The sequence below is a fragment of the Microcystis sp. Msp_OC_L_20101000_S702 genome (assembly GCF_007095705.1).
Lineage (GTDB): Bacteria > Cyanobacteriota > Cyanobacteriia > Cyanobacteriales > Microcystaceae > Microcystis > Microcystis ichthyoblabe_A.
On record NZ_SFBO01000028.1, the window covers coordinates 14,330 to 34,655 of the forward strand.

Annotated in this window: 17 protein-coding genes, 1 other RNA gene and 1 pseudogene; 11 read left to right on the forward strand and 8 right to left on the reverse strand. The window is 42.8% G+C overall.

Annotated elements, in window-relative coordinates:
• Window positions 1-150: 150 nt before the first annotated feature.
• Window positions 151-744 (forward strand): annotated as a pseudogene (locus EWV60_RS03370) (transposase family protein); the annotation flags it as partial.
• A gap of 326 nt (window positions 745-1,070) precedes the next feature.
• Here the strand turns inward: EWV60_RS03370 and EWV60_RS03375 are convergent.
• A complete protein-coding gene (locus tag EWV60_RS03375) occupies window positions 1,071-2,117 on the reverse strand; it encodes a glucokinase (RefSeq protein ID WP_287230960.1) in 1,047 nt (348 codons plus the stop codon).
• Window positions 2,118-2,307: 190 nt separating this feature from the next.
• Here EWV60_RS03375 and ccmP point away from each other — a divergent pair, with 190 nt between their 5' ends.
• Window positions 2,308-2,949, forward strand: a complete 642-nt coding sequence (gene ccmP / locus EWV60_RS03380; protein WP_002766539.1) for a beta-carboxysome protein CcmP — start codon at window positions 2,308-2,310, stop codon at window positions 2,947-2,949.
• 386 nt (window positions 2,950-3,335) lie between these two features.
• Here ccmP and EWV60_RS03385 read toward each other — a convergent pair whose 3' ends face one another.
• The 3 genes from EWV60_RS03385 to ssrS all read right to left on the reverse strand — a co-directional run bounded on the left by EWV60_RS03385 (window position 3,336) and on the right by ssrS (window position 5,409).
• On the reverse strand, window positions 3,336-3,590 hold the full coding sequence (locus EWV60_RS03385) for a hypothetical protein (RefSeq protein ID WP_287230961.1): 255 nt from the start codon (window positions 3,588-3,590) through the stop codon (window positions 3,336-3,338).
• Window positions 3,591-3,642: 52 nt separating this feature from the next.
• Window positions 3,643-5,022, reverse strand: a complete 1,380-nt coding sequence (locus tag EWV60_RS03390) for an NAD(P)/FAD-dependent oxidoreductase (RefSeq protein ID WP_287230963.1) — start codon at window positions 5,020-5,022, stop codon at window positions 3,643-3,645.
• Window positions 5,023-5,221: 199 nt separating this feature from the next.
• Window positions 5,222-5,409, reverse strand: a non-coding RNA gene (gene ssrS / locus EWV60_RS03395) — 6S RNA.
• A gap of 293 nt (window positions 5,410-5,702) precedes the next feature.
• Between ssrS and EWV60_RS03400 the strand changes: the two genes are divergently transcribed.
• From EWV60_RS03400 to EWV60_RS03410, 3 genes are all read left to right on the forward strand, one after another.
• Window positions 5,703-6,992: a M16 family metallopeptidase gene (locus EWV60_RS03400; RefSeq protein ID WP_287230964.1), complete on the forward strand. Its 1,290-nt coding sequence runs from the start codon at window positions 5,703-5,705 to the stop codon at window positions 6,990-6,992.
• 320 nt (window positions 6,993-7,312) lie between these two features.
• Window positions 7,313-8,173, forward strand: coding sequence for a fructosamine kinase family protein (locus EWV60_RS03405; protein WP_287230965.1), 861 nt, complete (start codon window positions 7,313-7,315; stop codon window positions 8,171-8,173).
• A 35-nt stretch (window positions 8,174-8,208) separates the two neighbouring features.
• Window positions 8,209-8,799 (forward strand): Uma2 family endonuclease, encoded by a 591-nt coding sequence (locus EWV60_RS03410; RefSeq protein WP_287230967.1) that lies wholly within the window; start codon window positions 8,209-8,211, stop codon window positions 8,797-8,799.
• On the opposite strand, the gene murG is transcribed toward EWV60_RS03410, so the two are convergent.
• Window positions 8,781-9,854 carry an undecaprenyldiphospho-muramoylpentapeptide beta-N-acetylglucosaminyltransferase gene (murG, locus tag EWV60_RS03415; RefSeq protein WP_287230970.1) on the reverse strand — a complete coding sequence of 358 codons (1,074 nt, stop codon included), beginning with the start codon at window positions 9,852-9,854 and terminating at the stop codon, window positions 8,781-8,783. The genes EWV60_RS03410 and murG overlap by 19 nt on opposite strands.
• Before the next feature lie 77 nt (window positions 9,855-9,931).
• Here murG and EWV60_RS03420 point away from each other — a divergent pair, with 77 nt between their 5' ends.
• A complete protein-coding gene (locus tag EWV60_RS03420) occupies window positions 9,932-10,738 on the forward strand; it encodes a DUF8623 domain-containing protein (RefSeq protein WP_287230972.1) in 807 nt (268 codons plus the stop codon).
• 111 nt (window positions 10,739-10,849) lie between these two features.
• Here the strand turns inward: EWV60_RS03420 and EWV60_RS03425 are convergent, their stop codons facing one another.
• From EWV60_RS03425 to psb32, 3 genes are all read right to left on the reverse strand, one after another.
• Entirely contained in the window at window positions 10,850-11,668 is an 819-nt protein-coding gene (locus tag EWV60_RS03425) for a transglutaminase-like domain-containing protein (protein WP_016515376.1), read from the reverse strand.
• Between the two features lie 370 nt (window positions 11,669-12,038).
• A complete protein-coding gene (locus tag EWV60_RS03430) occupies window positions 12,039-12,638 on the reverse strand; it encodes a hypothetical protein (RefSeq protein ID WP_287230976.1) in 600 nt (199 codons plus the stop codon).
• 144 nt (window positions 12,639-12,782) lie between these two features.
• Window positions 12,783-13,466, reverse strand: coding sequence for a photosystem II repair protein Psb32 (gene psb32, locus EWV60_RS03435; RefSeq protein WP_287230978.1), 684 nt, complete (start codon window positions 13,464-13,466; stop codon window positions 12,783-12,785).
• 189 nt (window positions 13,467-13,655) lie between these two features.
• Here psb32 and EWV60_RS03440 point away from each other — a divergent pair, with 189 nt between their 5' ends.
• The 5 genes from EWV60_RS03440 to proB all read left to right on the forward strand — a co-directional run bounded on the left by EWV60_RS03440 (window position 13,656) and on the right by proB (window position 20,252).
• The gene (locus EWV60_RS03440; protein ID WP_016515378.1) at window positions 13,656-15,665 is read left to right on the forward strand and encodes a GAF domain-containing hybrid sensor histidine kinase/response regulator; all 2,010 of its coding nucleotides are present in this window, start codon (window positions 13,656-13,658) and stop codon (window positions 15,663-15,665) included.
• A gap of 74 nt (window positions 15,666-15,739) precedes the next feature.
• Entirely contained in the window at window positions 15,740-16,192 is a 453-nt protein-coding gene (locus EWV60_RS03445) for a hypothetical protein (protein WP_149107819.1), read from the forward strand.
• Between the two features lie 5 nt (window positions 16,193-16,197).
• Window positions 16,198-16,839 (forward strand): hypothetical protein, encoded by a 642-nt coding sequence (locus EWV60_RS03450; protein WP_036396050.1) that lies wholly within the window; start codon window positions 16,198-16,200, stop codon window positions 16,837-16,839.
• A 280-nt stretch (window positions 16,840-17,119) separates the two neighbouring features.
• Window positions 17,120-19,084 carry a single-stranded-DNA-specific exonuclease RecJ gene (recJ, locus tag EWV60_RS03455; protein ID WP_287230981.1) on the forward strand — a complete coding sequence of 655 codons (1,965 nt, stop codon included), beginning with the start codon at window positions 17,120-17,122 and terminating at the stop codon, window positions 19,082-19,084.
• A 28-nt stretch (window positions 19,085-19,112) separates the two neighbouring features.
• The gene (gene proB, locus EWV60_RS03460) at window positions 19,113-20,252 is read left to right on the forward strand and encodes a glutamate 5-kinase (protein ID WP_287230983.1); all 1,140 of its coding nucleotides are present in this window, start codon (window positions 19,113-19,115) and stop codon (window positions 20,250-20,252) included.
• The last annotated feature ends 74 nt before the right edge of the window (window positions 20,253-20,326 follow it).

Below are 20,326 nucleotides of genomic sequence, written 5' to 3' on the forward strand. Positions count from 1 at the left end.
TCTGTAGGAGGAAATGGGTGTTATACATTCCAGTCAAGGTGAACTACTTCCTATGTCACGGGGGATTGCCTCAAAACCGACTTACACCCAGTTTTTGGTCTTACATCCCCGACCTAGGCAGTATCTCCAGTTCCTATTTGGTATAAAGTTAGGATTGTAAATAAGACGGAAAAAATGCTTTTACAATCGGGAAACTTCCGTTTAAAAGGAAAAAAAGCTCTACTAAATCAAGCAGAGATACCGGTCATAACGGTAATGGATGTAACGGAAACTCCCAGGGAACGCCCCAAAAAGAAACAGAAAAATTTTTTTGGTGGTAAAAGAAGTTATCATACTTTAAAATCTCAATTAGTAGCTGATAAAAATACCGAGGAAATTATCTGTGTCTGTTGTGGGAAAGCTAGAGGTCACGATTTTAGTTTATTTTAAAAAAGTCGAGTTCGGTTTCATCCTTTAACTCCCAGCAGAGAAGACAATGATTATCAGGGAATAGATGCATAACATAGTAATAGTTATACACCGAAAAAGAAACCGAAAAATAGAAAATTAACAGAGTTATAAAAGGAGTATAACAATGCTTTAGCCAAAGAAAGGATTATCATTTAACCTATAAATAGGAAACTCAAAATCTTGAAAATATTATCGCGTAAATATCGGAATTGTCGTCGAAGATATAGTTTAAAAATTAACTTTTTGACGACTATTTATAACTATGAGTTAGGAATAGTTATAGCAACTTCTTAAAAGTTGCCAAACATTAATCCAGTCAAGGATAATTTATTCTCAATAATAAAAATTGAGATGGTTTCTGCAGCTTAAATAAAGAGGTTTTGATAACCAAATTAAAGCATATATAAAGAGTTTTGAGTTAAAAGTAAAACTTCAGGTTTTCATTCAGAAAAAATGCACTAACTGGCTAATTTTCCCAAAAAATTAGTTAGCCTACCATCATAACATATAATTAATTTGCAAGAGTTATAATGCACAGCAAAGGAAAGGATTAAGCCTCCATCACTACTACCGAATCACCACCTGAAAATAATCCCTAGCCATCTCCACTAAACCCTCCCTCATAGCTGACTAGCACAGTAAACCGCCCCCATCAGTCCCACTTGAGCATTAAGAACGATATGGACGGGAATATTGCTTAATAGCTCCCTCATCCGACCTTTAGCCCGAAAAGCCTTCATAAAGCTACCCTCGGTCATTAGGGGAAGATTTTTGGCCGCAATCCCTCCCGCGATGTATAATCCTCCGTAGGGAAGCAACTTCAGGGCTAAATTGCCCGCTTCCGCACCGTAGGCCTCGACAAAGATTTTCATGGTTTGATAACAGAGATGATCCGAGTTATCTTGGGCAAAACTGGCGATTTCAGCCGCTAAATCCACGTTTTTTTGCGGTTTATCCATTTCTGCTAACCAAGTGCGGTAAATTTCCGCCATGGCCGGCGACGACTGACTATAGTTACTATCGTGGAGAAATCGATAGATAGAAGTGATTCCAGGGCCAGAAACCACTCGCTCCACCGAAATTCGCTCGATATTATAGAGTTCCAAGAGATAATTTAATAGTTGATATTCTAAACTCGATCGAGGGGCAAAATCAGCGTGGGATCCCTCAGTAGCAAAGACCCGATATTTACCCTTCGAGATAGGAATCAAAAAACCCTCTCCTAACCCCGTTCCCGCACCGATAACCGCAATCGGGGCCTCTGGTACTGCTGGGGCCGACTGTAGATTGTGCAGCTCCTCTGGGGCTAATCCTAACACCCCATAACCGATCGCCGCAAAATCATTAATTAATTTTACTCGCTCAATCTGCAACTCTCGGCTTAGGCGATCGCCAGTTAGAGACCAACTTAAATTAGTCAATTCGGAACTATTGTTAACCACCGGACCTGCAATACCGAAACAAGCTTTTGCCACTGGGGGAATAGTAGCCTGTCGGGCCAAAAACTGCCAGACGATCGGCACCAGATCGGGGTATTGTTCACTAGGATAAATTTCTTGATCGAGAGTAGTTAGCAGGGGTTGGGGACTATCCGGTGAGTTTTGGCAATCCACTAAACGCAGGATTGTTTTAGTTCCCCCGATATCTCCCCCTAAAAGAATCGTCATGCTGGTTTTTCCCTTAGTTTGTACCCATAATTATAGTTTTTTACCCTTTCTATCAGGCAAATTTAAAGGCCACCAATTCTATACTATAGTGAAAGATGATAATGCCTAAACCCTAATTAAGGATAGATTAATCATCGCTCCCGGGTTGGAATGGGGATTGGCTAGAGGACAGAAAGAGGGAGAAATCAGCTTGGGTGTAGAACTTCGCAGTTACGTTTATCTTGACAATTTACAACTTCAACACGCCGCTTACATCGGTACAGTCGCCCAAGGATTTTTACCCTTACCCGGGGATGCTTCCCTCTGGATTGAAATTTCCCCCGGCATCGAGATTAATCGCATCACCGATATTGCCCTCAAATCCGCCGTGGTTCGTCCGGGGGTTCTATTCGTAGAACGACTCTACGGACTCTTAGAACTCCATTCTAGCAGTCAGGGAGAGGTCAGGGCGGCCGGCCAGGCAATTTTGCAGTATTTAGGCGTTAGTCAGCGCGATTGTCTGAAACCGCAAATTGTCTCTAGCCAAATTATTCGCAACATTGACGCTTACCAAGCCCAATTAATTAACCGTAGTTCTCGGGGTATGATGTTAATGGCAGGACAGACTTTATACGTTTTAGAAGTGCAACCAGCCGCCTACGCTTCCCTCGCTGCTAATCAGGCCGAAAAAGCTGCTTTAATTAATATCCTACACGTTACTTCCGTGGGCAGTTTTGGCCGCTTATATTTAGGGGGAGAAGAACGGGATATTATCGCCGGTTCCAGGGCGGCAGTTTCAGCTTTAGAAAATATTCAAGGTCGAGCTTTTCCGGGTAGCGACAAAAAAGAATAGGCTAATAAAGGCCGGAGGCAAAAGGCAAGAGGTGTTTAGATATGTATAATTAGGGCTTGCTGAATAAATGTGAAATGTAGGCAACGTAAGAGTTTTATGGCTTTTCTCGCGAAACAGGTGCAAGATTTTGAGAGAATCGTCGTTAAAAACCTTGCGTCTTCATCAGCCCGAGTCCTGTAGGGGCGAAGCATTCGGGCAATAACCTATCGGTGAAATCGTAGATTTTCTATCCGAATGCTTCGCCCGTACTTTTTGCCGCAAGCCCTAATTAATTGTGTCTAGCTACTTACTAAATCCCGTTTAAAAGGTATAGGATAGTGGGGAGTGGGAAGAAGGGAAAGAAAGTTTGAGCATTTGTACTAAATAGCTAAAAAAGGAATTTCGCCCTATTGAGGAGATTCAAAAATTAGTTCGCCATTATTCATTTTTTCAACGACTAAATGGCGATAGAGTGTCACTTGCCGGAGGATTTGGTCGGGATTATTTTTCTTATTAGAAAACATGATTGTTTTAATCGATTCAAATTCTATTCTTGTGATCACACCATCTTTGATCGCTCGTTCAATTGTAACTCGTAAATATTCTAATTCTTGGCTTTCCTCTGGGGTAATTTCTAGACTGTTAGGACGTTCTATTTTCATGATCGATTGTTTTTACCGGCTAACTGATAACTAGATAATCACGGCTATTTTTTCACACTTTCACGATCGGTGGAGAGAGAGTTTCCGTCTGGCTAGAAACGGCCAGATTATTATTATTTTGGCCGTTATTTTGCGGCAGTTGTCCCGAGGCTAAATTCTGCCCCTCTCCCGTAATCAAACGAGCGCCACGACCGCGGGTAAAATAATTCCAACCCCATTGCACCATCACCACTAATTTATTATCAAATTCGATCAGATAGTAAATATGGGCCCAAACCCAGACTAACCAAGCGATAAACCCGGAAAACTTGACAAATCCCAAATCAACCACGGCCGCATTTTGGCCGATCACTGCCAGACTACCTCGATCTATATAATGAAAAGGTTTAATACTTTGCCCTTTTAGGCGAGAAATTAATAAATTCGCCAGATATTCGCCCTCCTGCATGGCCACGGGGGCAATTCCAGGTAAAGGTTTATCTCCCTGATGGGCAAAATTAGCCAGATCCCCGATCACAAAAATATTGCCATAACCGGCGATACTTAAATCGGGTTCGACGATTACCCGGCCGACGCGATCAAGATTTACCCCGGTTCTTTCGGCCAAAATTCGCCCCATTCTCGATGCTTTTACCCCTGCTGCCCATAAAATTGTCTCGGCAGCGATTTCTGTCGTCTTTTCTCCCTGACGGACGCTGACACAACCTTCAACAATATTGGTAACGATGCTGTTAGTTTGCACTGTCACCCCTAATTTTGTGAGAGAAGCGGCAGCTTTAGCGGATAAATCGGGTGAATATGGGGGTAATACTCGATCCATCCCTTCTAAGAGCAAAATTTTCGCTTCTGTGGGGTTAATCTGGTGAAAATCAGACCTAAGCGCACCGTGGGCAATTTCAGCGATCGCTCCTGCTAATTCTACCCCCGTCGGTCCGCCACCGACAATAACAAAAGTTAATAAAGCTTGCCGCTTTTCGGCATCGATTTCTTTCTCGGCCTTCTCGAAAGCGAGATAGATGCGACGACGCATTTCTACTGCATCTTCAATGGTTTTTAACCCTGGAGCGTAGGGCTGCCATTGATCATTGCCAAAATAGTGATGACTGACTCCCGTGGCAATAACTAATTGATCGTAGGCGATCGGTGGGTGATCTTCCAAGATCACTTCTCCCTTGACTGGCTCTATATCTATGGCATGATCGAGGAGAATATCTGTATTGTCATGACCCCGTAGGATTAAGCGCAAAGGTGAGGAGATATCGGCCGGAGATAGCGCCCCAGTAGCGACTTGATAGAGGAGGGGCTGAAAAAGATGGAAATTTCGCTTATCGATGAGGGTAACATGAACGGGGGCGTTTTTTAGGGCTTTGGCCGTGTATAAACCCGCAAATCCGCCGCCTATGATAACAACTCTTGGCTGTTTTTCAGTCATTGCTTAACAATAATTCATAAATTTCTCCCTAGTGTAGTCCGGATTGTCACAATTTAGCGGTGACAAGCGTTACCGAAAATAGCAGTCTTTACCCTAGAAAAAAATATAGATACTGGCTTTTTTGACCAACCAAGAGGGCAAAACTAAGGAAGTACAGGAAATCTCCCCATAATTTGGCCTATATATGCTCGAAAAACTTGAAAAGACCGCTACGCCGTTTTACCTAAGTTTATGACCTGGGTTAACCAGGTGGGAACTTATATTCCGCGTTTCTGTTTCCGAGTACAAGCTCGGTTTACTACCACACGGATTGGTTACTTGCTCCCTTATCACAATCAAGCATAGATCAAAAAACTTGAAAGGCAGTCACCAACGTAGAAGCCCGATTTAGTTTTATCGTAGCATTTTTTTTTCTCAGAGGCAAGAGGGGAAGTGGGAAGTGGGGTGTGGGGTGTGGGGTGTGGGGTGTGGGGTGTGGGGTGTGGAAAGAATAAATAAAAATAATCTCCTGTCTCCTGTCTCCTGAATACTGTCTCCTGTCTCCTGAATACTGTCTCCTGAATACTGACTCCTAACTCCTAACACCCAACACCTGATCTTGTTGGCTCTGTGAAAGTCTGGGACTACAATAGGGAAAAGTGACAATTTTTGCCAGAGTGATTACCGAGGACTAATAAAGAATGACGGCTATCCTAGGGAAACCTGCAACGCTTAACACTCCGATTCTGCACCGTCTTGCCAATGGTTTAACGATTATTGCCGAAAGTCAACCGGTAGAAGCGGTTAATCTCAATGTCTGGCTGCAGGTCGGCTCGGCCTTAGAATCGGATCAGATCAATGGGATGGCTCATTTTCTTGAACACATGGTTTTTAAGGGAACCCGTAACTTAGACAGTGGTGAATTTGAACGGGCGATCGAATCGAGAGGAGCGGTGACTAATGCCGCTACTAGCCAAGAATACACCCATTATTACATTACCACTGCCCCGCAGGACTTCGCCCATCTGGCCCCGCTGCAGCTAGAAGTGGTTTTAGAAGCTTTAATTCCCGATGAAGCTTTTGAGCGGGAAAGACAGGTTATTTTAGAAGAAATTCGTCGTTCTCAGGATAATCCCCGTCGTCGCACTTTTTATCGCACCATGGAGACTTGTTTTCAAGTTTTACCCTATCGTCGTCCGGTGTTGGGTCCGATGGCAGTGATTGAAAATCTCACTCCTCAACAAATGCGCGATTTTCATCGGACTTGGTATCGTCCCGAATGGATGACGGTGGCGGTGGTAGGTAATTTGCCTGTAGATGATTTAATGGCTATTGTGAGCGATTCTCTAGATACTTTAGGCAGTAAGGGCAATTATGGGCTTATTTCCCATCCTATCGCTAATCTACAGCCCGAAGCTCCCTTTAACGAGATTATCCGTCAAGAATACGAGGATGAAAATTTGCAGCAGGCCCGCTTAATCCTATTTTGGAAAGTGCCGGGGTTGAGAGACTTAGAAAAAACCTATCCTCTCGATGTTTTAGCGGCTATTCTCGGTCAGGGCAAGGTATCGCGATTATTTCAATCTCTGCGCCAAGAAAAGGCCTTAGTTTCCCAAATAACTGCCAGTAATATGTCCCAAGCAGTACAAGGAGTGTTTTCCATTTCGGCCCAATTAGCCTCGGAAAATATCGAGCAGGTGGAGAGGGAGGTCGTAGCACAGATTGAACAAATTCAACAGGAAGCTGTGACAGCTTCTGAACTGGAACGAGTTAAAACCCAAGTGGCCAATCGGTTTATTTTTAGCAATGAAAGACCGAGCGATCGGGCTAACCTTTACGGTTATTATCATACTCAGATCGGTGATTTACAACCAGCTTTTTGTTATCCCCAACACATTGAAGCCCTCACTTTAGAGGATATTCAAAATGCCTGTCAAGAATATTTAAATCCCCACGCTTACGGTGTGGTGGTGGTGAGACCAATTCAGTAATCAGTGAACAGTAATCAGTAATCAGTGAACAGTAATCAGTAATCAGGGATAAAGATGAAGATATAGCGTTTTTCAGTCTGCTGAGGTACAAAAGTTATGGGTTTTAGGCAAAAGGCAAGAGGCAAAAGTCAAAAGGGAAGAAAAATATGTGTACCTCACTAGCTTAGGAAACGCTATAAATAAATAACTAAATAACTAATTAACTTACATCTGATAACTAAATAACTAATTAACTTAAAACTTACATCTGATAACTGATAACTGATAACTTAAAACTTACATCTGATAACTGATAACTGATAACTGATAACTGATAACCTATGTGGACTCAAATTGCTCGACATATTGCCCAAACCACGGAAAAACCTTTTGAAATCGAGAAAAGTCGTCCCGTTAGTGGTGGCTGTATCAATCAGGGTTATGCCGTCAGTGGCAATGGTTTAATTTATTTCGTTAAGATTAACCAAGCGAACCAAGAGGCCATGTTTGCCGCCGAAGCTTTAGGATTAAAGCAAATTCACGCCACCAAGACTATCAGGGTTCCAGAGCCAATTTGTTGGGGAATTGCCGAGAAATCTAGTTATTTAGTGCTAGAGTGGCTAGAATTCGGCGGTGGCAATAGTCAAAGCTGGGAAAAAATGGGGCAAAATTTAGCTCGTTTACATCAAGTTTCCCTGTCTGATCGCTTTGGTTGGCAGTGTAATAATACCATTGGTTCTACTCCCCAGATTAATACCGTTAGTAACAATTGGGCGGATTTTTTCGCTCATCAGCGTATTGGCTATCAATTAAGACTTGCAAAGGAGCGCGGCGGCAATTTTCCCGACGAGGATCAAGTTATTCCCGCTATTAGCGAGATTTTGAGTCAGCATCAACCCCATCCCTCCCTCGTCCACGGTGATTTGTGGTCGGGAAATGCGGCAATTACCGTCGATGGGGAACCAGTAATTTTAGACCCTGCCACCTATTGGGGAGACCGGGAGGTAGATTTAGCCATGACGGAACTTTTTGGCGGTTTTCCGGCGGCTTTTTATCGGGGTTATAACGATGTTTTCCCCCTCAATGCTGGTTATCAAAAGCGCAAAACTCTTTACAATCTCTACCATATTCTCAACCACTTTAATTTATTTGGTGGTGGTTACGCTTCCCAGGCCAATCGGATGTTACAGGAAATTCTTTAAGGGTTTTACTTGTGAATATTTACCGAGGATAAATTATGTCTATTCGAGAAAATACTGTGATTAAAACTCCAGAGACAAAAGTATGGACTGATGCAGAGTTTATGGCGTTACCTGACGATGGCAATTGTTACGAATTAGTCAAGGGAGAGTTAACTAATATGGGGAATTCTGGGGCTTTACACGGTTATATTGCCATTATTTTAAGTGCTGCTTTATTCGCTTTAGTAACATCTCGAAAACTAGGGGTATTATTGGACTCCAGCACTGCTTTTACTATGAAAAATGGCAATAAACGTTCTCCTGATATAGCCTTTTTTGCCAAGGAACGTCTGCAAGGATTGGAAGAATTGCCGACGGGTTTTTTAGAAGGTGGGCCCGATTTAGTGGTAGAAATTCTCTCTCCAGGGAATACAGTGGCAGAAATCGAGGACAAAATTGCCGAATATTTTGCCAATGGGACTCGTTTGCTCTGGGTTATCAGTCCAGGTCAACACTATGTTTTAGTTTATCGTTGCGGGTACGAACCGCAGGGATTATTAACATCAGGAGATTTTCTGGAGGGGGAAGATGTGGTTCCGGGGTTCACTTTTCCCGTGGCCGATTTGTTTCAAAAACTATCTTTTTGACTCTTTCTTCTCAACAAATCGGCTAATAAATCGGCACTATCACTAATAGCTAGATGAGAAGCTTGTTGAGCCATGGCGGCCAATTTTTCGGGATTAGACCATAAATCGAGGACTAATTCGCTTAAAAACTGAGCAGTTAACTCATTTTGACGGTAAAGATAAGCGGCTTGAGCTTCGGCGAAAACTTTGGCATTATAGAACTGATGGTCTTCGGCAGCAAAAGGATAGGGAATTAAAATCGAAGGCGTACAAGTGATCGCTAATTCCGTTAAAGTGCCGGCACCGGAGCGACTGATAGCCAGATTAGCTCTTTGCCATAATCCCGCCATATTGTCGTAAAAAGGCCGGGAAAAATAGTTAGAATGGCGCAAACTATCCGCTTCGGGGTCGTTTTCTCCCGTGAGATGCACGATATAAATACCTTTTTCTAACCATTGGGGAGCGCTTTGTCGGACAATTTGATTAAGAGCCACGGCCCCTTGAGAACCACCGGCAACGACAATTAAAAAAGCATCCTCTGGAATCGGTAAATCTAGGGACTGGGGAATGAGAAACTGCTCTCGTACAGGCGTACTAACCCAAGTGGTGCGAGTGCCGGGTAAATAGCTGGCGGTTCCCTGAAAACCGAGGGCAACCGTATCGCACCAGCGACCGAGAACTTTCGTGACTTTGCCCGGTATGTAGTTAGATTCGTGTAGGATGACGGGAATATTGGCTAAACGAGCCGCTAAAATGGTCGGGCCTGCAATATAACCCCCGGTGGTAAAAACTGCCGCTATCTGACGTTTTTTGATTAAATTACGCACTTGCCAAATGGCCCGCAGTTGACCGAACAGAATCTTGAGAGTTTTTAACCCGAAACGGGTTTGAAATCCCTCAATCGGGATGCTGTGCAGGGGATAGGTTTTTGGAACTAAGGACTGTTCCAGACGGTCTGGAACTCCTAACCATTCAATCTCGTAATCCGGCAAACGCTCGGCCACAGCCAAGGCGGGAAATAAATGACCACCAGTACCACTAGCGGCAATCAGGAGACGGGTTGGAGTGCGTGCCATAATTCGAGAGAGGGTAAATTCAGTCCTAGAATGAAATAATCTACCATAGTTATCGATCCTTACACAAACTATCACTAATGCGTAACTTGAACACGATTCCCAATAAATTTTTTCGTCAATCCCTCAATTTTTCCCTATCGTTGCTGTTAGGTTTGGGGTTAACTTTGACCCTTGCCACCAGTCTGCGGGCCGAAAAGCCAGAAACTGCTCCGGCTAATTTAAAAACCCTTATCTCCAAAATCGAAACGGCCGCTAATGAGCGGGATCTCAAGCAATTGATGGAGTTTTATAGTCCGAAATTTACTAATTCCGATGGTTTGACCTACGAAAAAACTCAAAAAGCTTTAACTCATTTTTGGGAACGTTATAACAATCTACAATACACCACGACTCTCGAATCTTGGAGTCGTTCCGGGGACAAGTTAACGGCCAATACAATTACTAAAATTACTGGGACGGGAAAGGTGCAGGGACGAGTGGTGGGAATGAATGCCACGATTCGTTCTCGTCAACAATTTCAGGGTAATAAACTGGTTTATCAGGAGATTTTAAGCGAGAGAGTTGAGTTAAATACTGGCAAAAATCCCCCCAGTATTCAAGTGAGAATTCCCGAAAGGGTGAAAGTGGGTGAAGAATTTGATTTTGATGTGATTGTTCGCGAACCTTTAGGGGATGATTTATTGGCTGGAGCGGCGATCGATGAGAAAGTAGATATTGAGCGCTATATTAATACAAATCCCCTAGAATTGGAATTATTACAGTCCGGCGGTTTATTTAAACGGGTAAAAGCGCCGGCAACACCAGAAAATCGTTGGTTATCGGCGATTTTAATTCAAGGAGATGGGATTGTTATCGTTACTCAACGGGTTAAGGTAGAAAAGTAATTTTTATCTGGGGTTTGCGGCAAAAAGCTTGTTGGTGGGGTGTAGGGTGTTATTACTGTTGCCTCTCGCCTCATTTCAACAAAATTTAGATGCGCGGGCAGCCTACTCTGATTAAGCATAGAGTTGAGAAACATCGCTCGTCCATACCTTAAATTTTGTTAAATTTACTTGACCAAAAGAAGTTGTTAGGGCAGCATCGACGGCATCTAAGCCGCGAGTCATTAAAATTCGCCCGATTCTGGGGGTGTTATGACGAGCATCAAAAGTGTACCATTGATGGTCTAAATAGACTTCAAACCAAGCACTAAAATCCATCGGTAGAGGTTGGGGAGAAATACCGATATCTCCGAGATAGCCAGAGGCATAACGAGCAGGAATATTTAGGCAACGGCAAAAAGTCAAAGCTAGATGGTTAAAATCGCGACAAACCCCCTTTCTTTCCCGATAGACATCATAGGCGGTTTTTGTCACCCGTGCGTATTCGTAACCAAAACGAATGTGACTATGAACCCAATCACAAACCGCTTGTACCCTTGCCCAACCGGGAGGAGTTTGTCCGAAAAGTTCCCAGGCAATTTCCGAAAGCAAATCCACTTCACAATAACGGCTACTCATTAGGTAGGGAAAAACTTGGGTTGGTAACTCTGTTAAGGGAATTTCTTGGGCATTCCCATTAACTATATCGGGTTTCCATTCATTCTCGATAACTGCTTCATTGTGAATGCGAATCTGGCCAGCAGGTAAAATTAGACGACTGGTTCGATTACCGAAGCTATCTAAAAATTCTTCTATTTTTGTTGCTGGTTGCACCTGCAACTTCTCCGATTGTCTAACTTGATCTAAAATTGAGGGGTGTAGATAAAGTTTTAACAACATGACTAGGGGTAAAGGGGCATCAAAGCCAAATTCATAACCAACATGGATTAACATTAGTCCTCCTATCTAGATGAAATTTTGTCAGGATTGGTAGAGATGAAACGCCAATAATCGCCAGACTGAAAAAATTTAGGCCCGACCACTTAGTTAAAAGTTTGGCTCTCCCAGGTTTGGTGGGTAAAATGTATTCTAAGATACATTCCTCCTAGCGAGGGGGTGGAACGAACCACAAAGACACAAAGGACACAAAGATCGATCCTATGTGAGTTAAACTTATCACACAGAACCTAGAAGAGCCAAAGTTTGAGGATAAAGTAATAGCCAAGCTGAAAACCGATAAGCTTTGTACATAGTTACTTTTATTATAAACCGCCTCAACTAAAAGCTTTGTAACTTTGAAGACAAGCCATCGGCAGGATTAGAGCTATCGAAAAGAGTCTGGGGTGGATGGTTCCTCTAATGGACGGATTTCAATGGGGATGTAGGCTAGTTTAGCAAAAATCTTTTGTTGATAACTGACGGGCCACCATTCGTAAAGAAAAATTTCTAAAGGTCGCCAGAGGGCCACCCAACCACTAATTAATAATCCTTCTTCTAAGAAGTGAATAAATGTATCGGTGCCAAAACGACCAATTAATTCGCTGAGACTCAAACAAACAAAAAGAAAGGAGAGACCAATTATTAAAGATATGCGTCCCTGTCGCCAAATTGTGCGTAATTTTCTTTGTTCTCCCTGTTGGCGATAGTCAAAATAATTATGTAAAGCTGAGGGTAACAGATTTCGGGCGGTGTTTTGTTCTGTACTGGGGAGATAAAAGACTAATTTAAGGGGGGTATTGAGGGGAAATTCATCCACAGAGTTAATAATATAATTTTCGGCGTTATCATCTAAATCTCTATCTAAAAATGGCGAAGGATCGAGAGAATTAAAGACTTGCTGTAACTGATTAAGTTTAATTTCAATTAAGTAAGCTCCTTCCTCCTCTCGATAATAGGATTGTAATTTATTTACCATTTTAGGCATTAGTTATTAATGTTAAGCAAATGGGGTGAACTGACACAACTAAAATCTACTACTAGAAGTTACTTCATCTTGCTCATACAGGCTAAGGATTGAGCTATCTCTGAGAGTATTTTAGCTGTATCAGTCCCAGATCATTAATTTAATTTAGCGACCAAAACCAGCGTACCAAAAATAGGTAACCATGGGAATTACTGTGGCTAAAACCAGTAAAACTATCACCCAAATTGTGGCATTTTTATCGTCAGTTTCTTCTGCGGTAGTAAAGGTACTTTCGATATTAATTGTCGCTACTTCCGGCGGTCCGGGATCCGCTTCTCCAGAAAGTACCGCCGTTAGACGACGACTAGCATCGAGTAAAGCTTGATTATATTTTCCCCCATCTTTGAGGGGAACTGCCATAGTTTCCGAGAGGATACTATCAGCAATAGCATCGGTTAATAGGGGTTTTGCTTCCTCCCCAACCCGAATAGCAGTTTTATTGGTTAAAGTATCAAGGACGATGATAGTTTGATTGGCACGACCTTCGGAGTTAGAATACCATTCTCTCAGGATATCATCGGCTAAATTGTCAATTTTTTGACCGTAATCCAAGCGTCGGACTACCACCATTCTCACTTCTTGTCCGGTTTTTTCGGCGAGGTTTTTCAGATCTTTATTTAATTTTCCTTCGTTAGCGGCACTAATGGCCGAAACGGGATCGACCACATAAGTGGGCGCTCCAGAGCTTAAAATGGGGAGGTCATAGACTCCCATGGCAGCAGCCGGTGACAGAGAAACACCCAAGACTACACAGCAGGAGAGAAGGAGAGAAGCTAATAATTTGAGCATATTGATTCGGTAAAATTCCTATAGAACATAATAGGGGAAAAGTTTACTGTTTTTTGATTAGGGAGACGGGAAGTGGGGAAGTGGGGAAATGGGGTGATGGGGAAAATCAACTAATACCCTAAAACTCTACAACCCCAACACCCAAACTGTTTTAACTGATAACTGATAACTGATAACTGATAACTGATTATGAGTGATTTTGAGGAACTAGAGTCTAAAAAACGGGAAAAAGCTCTAGAAATGCAGGCCTATCGCGATAATTTGCTCTCACGGGTGACAAGATTACTAATTTCTCAAGATATCCACTTGGCGATTGATCATACCCTAGAACTGCTCTGTCAATTTACCCAGAGTGCGCGCTGTTACATTATTCAATATTCCACCTGTCGTCAGCAGTGGAGTATGGTTTATGAATACTGTCACCCCGACTATCCCCAAGTTATCCCGATTAGGGAACAATCACAAAATCTCTCGACGGAAACCTTTCCCTGGTTTTCTGAACAATTATTAAACGGTATTCCAGTTAAACTGAACTCTTTAGACGATTTACCCGCTACTGCTATCCCTGAAAGAGCTATTCTCGCTAATAGTTCTACTCCCTGTCTCTTAATCGTTCCCATGTGGGATAGTTGTGGGGTAACGGTGGGTTATCTGGGATTGGATGCCAGTGCAGAAAAGCAATGGACAAAGGAAGATGTCACCTTTGTGCGGTTGGTGGGAGAATTAATTGCGATCGCACAAAGTAGATATGAAGCGGAAAAAGGATTAAAAGAGGCTAAAGAAGCGGCAGTTAAAGCAAATAAAGCTAAAAGTGAGTTTCTAGCTAACATGAGCCACGAATTACGCACTCCTCTTAATGCTATCTTGGGTTTTACTCGCTTAATATCCCGGGATAGCAGCATCAGCAGTGAATATCGGCAATATTTGGAAATTGTCAATCGTAGCGGGGAACATTTATTAGAGTTAATCAACGATATTCTAGAAATGTCGAAGATAGAAGCGGGAAGAACGGTTTTTAACCCTAGTAATTTCGATTTATACGCTCTTTTAGATAATATTGCCGAAATGCTACGCTCACAAGCGCAAGCAAAAGCTTTAAGCTTAATTTTTGATCGCAGCTCCGATCTGCCTCAATATATATGTACTGATGAAAGTAAATTGCGACAGGTGTTAATCAATCTCTTGGGTAACGGATTGAAGTTTACCGAGTCGGGAGGGGTGACTCTCCGGGGAAAAGTAGGAGAGAAAAGAGGAGATTATCAGCGATTGCTCTGGGAAATTGAAGATACAGGCGCAGGAATCGCCCCAGAGGAGATTTATAAGCTATTTCAACCCTTTAACCAAACGGAAACGGGACGAAAATCCCAACAGGGGACGGGATTGGGTTTACCTATCAGTAAAAAATTTGTTGAGTTGATGGGGGGTGCGATCGGAGTTAGTAGTATTCTGGGTCAAGGAAGTATTTTTAGTTTTGATATTCAGGTGGGTTTGGTGGGAGAAAATGAGATTAAAACCGAAACCAATAGGGCAAAAGTTATCGCTTTAGCGGAAAATCAGCCTAAATATCGCATATTAGTCGTCGATGATCGACCGGAAAGCCGTTTACTGTTGCTGAAACTCCTGACTACCCTAGGATTGTCCGTGCAAGAGGCTGCTAATGGTCAAGAAGCGATCGCAATTTGGCAAGCATGGCAACCTCATCTTATCTGGATGGACATGAGAATGCCAGTTAAAGACGGTTACGAAGCAACTAGGGAAATTAGGCGGTTAGAGGCTGATAATCGCGGAAAAACGGTGATAATTGCCCTAACTGCCAGTGCTTTTGAAGAAGATCGCGCCTTGGTTATTGCCGCCGGTTGTGATGATTTCGTGCGTAAACCTTTCCGAGAGGAAGTTATTTGGCAAAAAATGGGCGAATATTTGGGATTAAAATATATTTATGCCGATAATGAGCCAAATCAGCCCAATTATTCGCCAGTTTTCCTCGATTCCCTGCAATCCCTATTAAAATTAATCAGTCCCGCCTGGATTGGACAATTGCAACAAGCGGCGCGAGAATGTGATGATGAAAAAATTATCGCCCTAACCGCAGAAATTCCCCCCGATTATGCTACCCTTGCCCAAGGTTTACAACAGTTAGCCAGAGAATTTTCCTTTGATGCGATCGAAACCATAATTAAAGATTTAAACATATCTTAAGAGAGTATTTTATCTAGATCTCAAAAACGTGATATTCTAAAGGCATAAATCCCTAAATATGGCAATTTTAAAGGATGAAACTGTTAAAAATGCTCATCGGTACTTTCCTAATACTACCGATTTTTTCCGTTCATGCTCAAGTACCCTCGCTTCCCCCAATCAAGCAAAATTCCCCCAATCTTGGTGATCTACCGAATGATCCCACCCAGCAGAAAAATTGGGTTTGTAACCAAGAAGATCAACGCATTGCCGTGGCTGCTAAAGAAGAGAAAGGTTGGAAAGAATTAATTGAAAAACAAGGTTGGCAATGTCGTGAAGGAAATACCGATATACCCGATCAAACTCTCAGCTTTTCCTGTGAACCAGAACAAGCGATCGGCATCTTGACAGTTTACTGGTTAAATGGTAGTAATGGTCAACAACAATTAAGTCAATGGCGAGATAAATTAGCGGCACAACAGGGGATGGTTTGTACCATTAATAACGTGCAGTTATTCGATACTCAAGAAAATATACCCAATCCATGACAACCATGATTAAATTAGCAGTTTTGCCTCAATCTATCCTCCTGGGTATCAGTTTATTATTAAACAATTCTCTGCCCTTACTTGCCCAATCTACACCCCTGAGCGTGGATAATTTAAGAAATACCGTCTATAACATTCCCAATCGGGGTTCCGTAATTGTCAGCGATGGTATTTTTCAATCCAATGAGGGACAAATTTTAGGAGTGCAAGTCAGTCGAGAAGCCTTGATGGGGGACTATAATAATGATCAAAGGACTGATGGTATTGTCGTCTTAAGAGTGATTACTAGAGAGCAACAGCAATTACATTATTTAGCCCTAGTGATCGATAATAACGGTACTGCCACTAACACCGATACTGTCCTGTTAGCCGATCGAGTAGTTGTCGATAATCTTAGTGCTAAAGATGGTATGATCACCGTCAATATGAGAAGATTTCTCCCTCGGGATCCTTCCTGTTGTCCGTCGGGAGTCATTACCCAACAATTTGCGATTAATTCTAGTATTAATCAATTGACTTTACTGAGTACCAACGAAAGTCAACCCACCACCCCAAATGTGCAGGTAATACCCGGTTCTCCCCTGAGAATTAATAATAGTAATCTCCCCTTTCAACCTCCTGCTGGGGCCATCCAAATTCGCTTTTAACCTTGTTTTTAGTGCGTTACGCTGGGTACATCTCCTATTTGTGAATCTACTCAGTTGGGATTCCCTGATAATCTTTTTTTTAAAACTGTGCTTTCTGGGTTTTTTGTCTTATAATTCAGACTCTTGGGGGATTCTACCCCCGAACCCCCTGTGCATTAGTTTTTCGGTGAAATGTTTAGACGCATTTGTTTATATATTTCTACCAGTCTAAGAGTCACTGATAATTGCTGAAGGCAACTCTCCTGACTCCTGACTCCTGACTCCTGACTCCTGATAAAAAATGGCCTACAAATATCCCATCCAGCGCTGGTATATTGCCGCAACTAATCCCGAAAAAATCGCGGGGTTAGCGCGGGAAATGGGACTATCATCGTTATTAGCAACTATCTTAATTAATCGCGGTATTGATACCCCCGAATTAGCTAAAACTTATATAGATCCTGAAGCGGATACCTTACCCTCTCCCCTGGGGGAATTTCCCGACTTAGAAAAAAGTGTCAATTTATTAGTAAAAGCGATCGCCTCTGGTGATAAAATTGCTATCTGTGGGGACTACGATGCCGATGGCATGACCAGTACATCTTTACTGCTAAGAGCCTTAAGACATCTCGGCGCTAGGGTAAATCATGCCATACCCAGTCGCATGAAAGAGGGATACGGAATTAATCAGCGCATTGTCGAAGAATTTGCCGAATCTGGAGTCGGATTAATTCTCACCGTTGATAATGGTATTTCCGCTCACGAACCGATCGCCCTAGCGATAGAATTAGGATTAAAAGTTATTATCACCGATCATCACGATCTGCCGCCAATTTTACCAAATGCCTCCGCTATTCTCAACCCGAAATTATTAACCCCTAACTCTCCCTATCAGGGATTAGCGGGGGTGGGAGTCGCCTATATTTTAGCGGTGACAACTGCCCAAAAAATGGGTAAATTACGGGGATTAACCGAGTCATTATTAGCATTATTTACCCTAGGCACTATAGCAGATTTAGCCCCATTAATCGGGGTAAATCGTCGCTGGTTAAAACGGGGTTTAAGAAAATTACCCAAATCCCAATTAGTCGGGATTCAATCCCTGATGCAAATAGCGGGAATTAGCGAGGAACAAAAGCAATTACAACCGGATGATATTGGCTTTAAATTGGGACCGAGAATTAATGCAATTGGCAGAATTGGCGATCCCCAGATAGTTATTGAATTATTAACCACCGATGACGCAGGAATTGCCTTAGAAAGAGCAATGCAGTGCGAACAAATTAATCGTACTCGTCAAGAATTGTGCGAAAAAATTGAAGAAGAAGCGATTAAATTAGTAGAAGAAACACCGATTCTTTGGCAACAAGATCGAGTTTTAGTCTTAGTGGAAAAAGATTGGCATCATGGGGTAATTGGTATTGTGGCATCCCGTTTAGTGGAACGCTACGGAGTGCCGGTTTTTATTGGTACTTACGAGGAAGAAGATACGGATAAAATTCGCGGATCTGCCAGAGGAATTGAAGAATTTCACGTTTTTGAAGCCCTGCAATTTTGCCAAGATTTACTAGGAAAATTTGGCGGTCATAAAATGGCGGGGGGTTTTAGTTTACCCACAGCTAATTTACTAGCATTTAAACAAAGATTAAGTCAATTTTCTCACAAAATTTTACAAATAGAACAATTAAAACCTTTAATTAAAATTGATACTATCATTGATTTTAAACAAATTACCCCGGAACTTTTTCAACAAATTGATAGTTTGCAACCCTGGGGAATTGGCAATGAATTACCCGTTTTTTGGACTCCTAACGTGCGAGTAGTGGAACAGAAAACTATCGGAAAAAATCATTTAAAATTATTGCTGGCTCAAAGCGATAATACCAGAATTAAAGCCCTAGCATGGCGTTGGGGCGAATATTGTCCTTTACCAACTCGTTTAGATATTGCCTATAAACTCAAAGAAAATACTTGGAATGGTAATACAACCATAGAAATTGAATTAGTGGGAGTGCGATTACCCCAAGAAAATGATAATATTAAAAAAGCAATTTTTATGCACGCCGATAAAATCTATCAATGTAGTTTTTGGGGTGATTTAAACGAGATTCGCATCAAAAATGAACAGGGCGAGATTTTAGTCGTGCAGAAAGGGCAGCGCATTGGTTTATTAGGGAAAAATCGGCAACAAGCTAGAGAAGTCAACGTGACTGAACCCCGTTTTTATACTTTAATTAAAGTTGCCATCAAAGCTTTGGCTATCTAGCAAAACCTCCAAAAAAAGCGCCTTGACGATGAACCAAACCATAGTGATCAAAATCGGTACTTCCAGTTTGACCGATAATGAAACCGGCCAATTATCCCTATCCACGATCGCCGCTTTAGTGGAAGTCCTCACCCGGTTGCGCGCTGCCGGTCATCGGGTGGTATTAGTATCTTCCGGGGCCGTGGGGGTGGGCTGCCGTCGTCTGGGAATACAGGAAAGACCGAAAAAAATCGCCCTCAAACAAGCGATCGCCGCCGTCGGTCAAGGTCGTCTGATGCGGATCTATGATGACCTCTTTACCAGTCTTGGTCAACCGATCGCCCAAATTTTGCTGACCCGTCCCGAATTGATGGAACGCACCTGTTATGTCAACGCCTATAATACCTTTCAGGCTTTGTTTGAATTAGGGGTGATTGCCATTGTCAACGAAAATGATACGGTGGCGATCGATGAGTTAAAATTCGGCGATAATGACACTTTATCAGCCCTTGTGGCCAGTTTAATCGAGGCTGACTGGTTATTTATCCTCACCGATGTGGATCGCCTCTACAGTGCCGATCCGCGGCTATTTCCCGAAGCACAGGCCATTGCCCGAGTTACTCCCGCGCAATTAGCGCAACTATCGATCGATGCCGGTAGTAGTGGCAGTCAGTGGGGGACCGGGGGTATGGCCACTAAATTGGCGGCGGCCCGGATTGCCACCAGTGCCGGGGTAGAAATGGCGATTACTAGGGGACGGCAGCCCAGCAATATCTTAAAAATTATGGCAGGAGAGGCGATCGGAACCCGTTTTGAGGCCCAAAAACGCAGTGATAACGCCCGCAAACGCTGGATCGCCTACGGACTAATGCCCATGGGTAAAATCTATCTCGATGCTGGGGCGATTCAAGCCATTTGTCAGGGGGGAAAATCTCTCCTAGCGGCCGGGATCACCAAAGTGGCAGGGGAATTTAGTGCCTCGGAATCGGTGCAATTGTGCGATCAAGAGGGCCGGGAATTGGCCAGGGGAATTGTTAACTATAGTAGTGAGGAGATCGATCGAGTGAAAGGTCAACATTCCGAGCGTATTGCCAGTTTATTAGGTTATATGGCCGCAGAAACCATTATTCATCGGGATAATCTCGTTATTTTGAGTGCCTCGTCCACCACCTCGACTAATAAGGGATAATTCCCCCACCCAGAGCAAGTCCAGCCAATGCCTTAAATGTAAAGAAATGTCTCAAAAAAACAACAAATTGTTAG

Coding starts and splice junctions, on each gene's coding strand:
- EWV60_RS03375 (WP_287230960.1), bottom strand. CDS start 2,117: ATGACGATTCTTTTAGGGGGAGATATCGGGGGAACTAAAACAATCCTG.
- EWV60_RS03385 (WP_287230961.1), bottom strand. CDS start 3,590: ATGAAAATAGAACGTCCTAACAGTCTAGAAATTACCCCAGAGGAAAGC.
- EWV60_RS03390 (WP_287230963.1), bottom strand. CDS start 5,022: ATGACTGAAAAACAGCCAAGAGTTGTTATCATAGGCGGCGGATTTGCG.
- EWV60_RS03400 (WP_287230964.1), top strand. CDS start 5,703: ATGACGGCTATCCTAGGGAAACCTGCAACGCTTAACACTCCGATTCTG.
- EWV60_RS03405 (WP_287230965.1), top strand. CDS start 7,313: ATGTGGACTCAAATTGCTCGACATATTGCCCAAACCACGGAAAAACCT.
- EWV60_RS03410 (WP_287230967.1), top strand. CDS start 8,209: ATGTCTATTCGAGAAAATACTGTGATTAAAACTCCAGAGACAAAAGTA.
- murG (WP_287230970.1), bottom strand. CDS start 9,854: ATGGCACGCACTCCAACCCGTCTCCTGATTGCCGCTAGTGGTACTGGT.
- EWV60_RS03420 (WP_287230972.1), top strand. CDS start 9,932: ATGCGTAACTTGAACACGATTCCCAATAAATTTTTTCGTCAATCCCTC.
- EWV60_RS03425 (WP_016515376.1), bottom strand. CDS start 11,668: ATGTTAATCCATGTTGGTTATGAATTTGGCTTTGATGCCCCTTTACCC.
- EWV60_RS03430 (WP_287230976.1), bottom strand. CDS start 12,638: ATGCCTAAAATGGTAAATAAATTACAATCCTATTATCGAGAGGAGGAA.
- psb32 (WP_287230978.1), bottom strand. CDS start 13,466: ATGCTCAAATTATTAGCTTCTCTCCTTCTCTCCTGCTGTGTAGTCTTG.
- EWV60_RS03440 (WP_016515378.1), top strand. CDS start 13,656: ATGAGTGATTTTGAGGAACTAGAGTCTAAAAAACGGGAAAAAGCTCTA.
- EWV60_RS03445 (WP_149107819.1), top strand. CDS start 15,740: ATGAAACTGTTAAAAATGCTCATCGGTACTTTCCTAATACTACCGATT.
- EWV60_RS03450 (WP_036396050.1), top strand. CDS start 16,198: ATGATTAAATTAGCAGTTTTGCCTCAATCTATCCTCCTGGGTATCAGT.
- recJ (WP_287230981.1), top strand. CDS start 17,120: ATGGCCTACAAATATCCCATCCAGCGCTGGTATATTGCCGCAACTAAT.
- proB (WP_287230983.1), top strand. CDS start 19,113: ATGAACCAAACCATAGTGATCAAAATCGGTACTTCCAGTTTGACCGAT.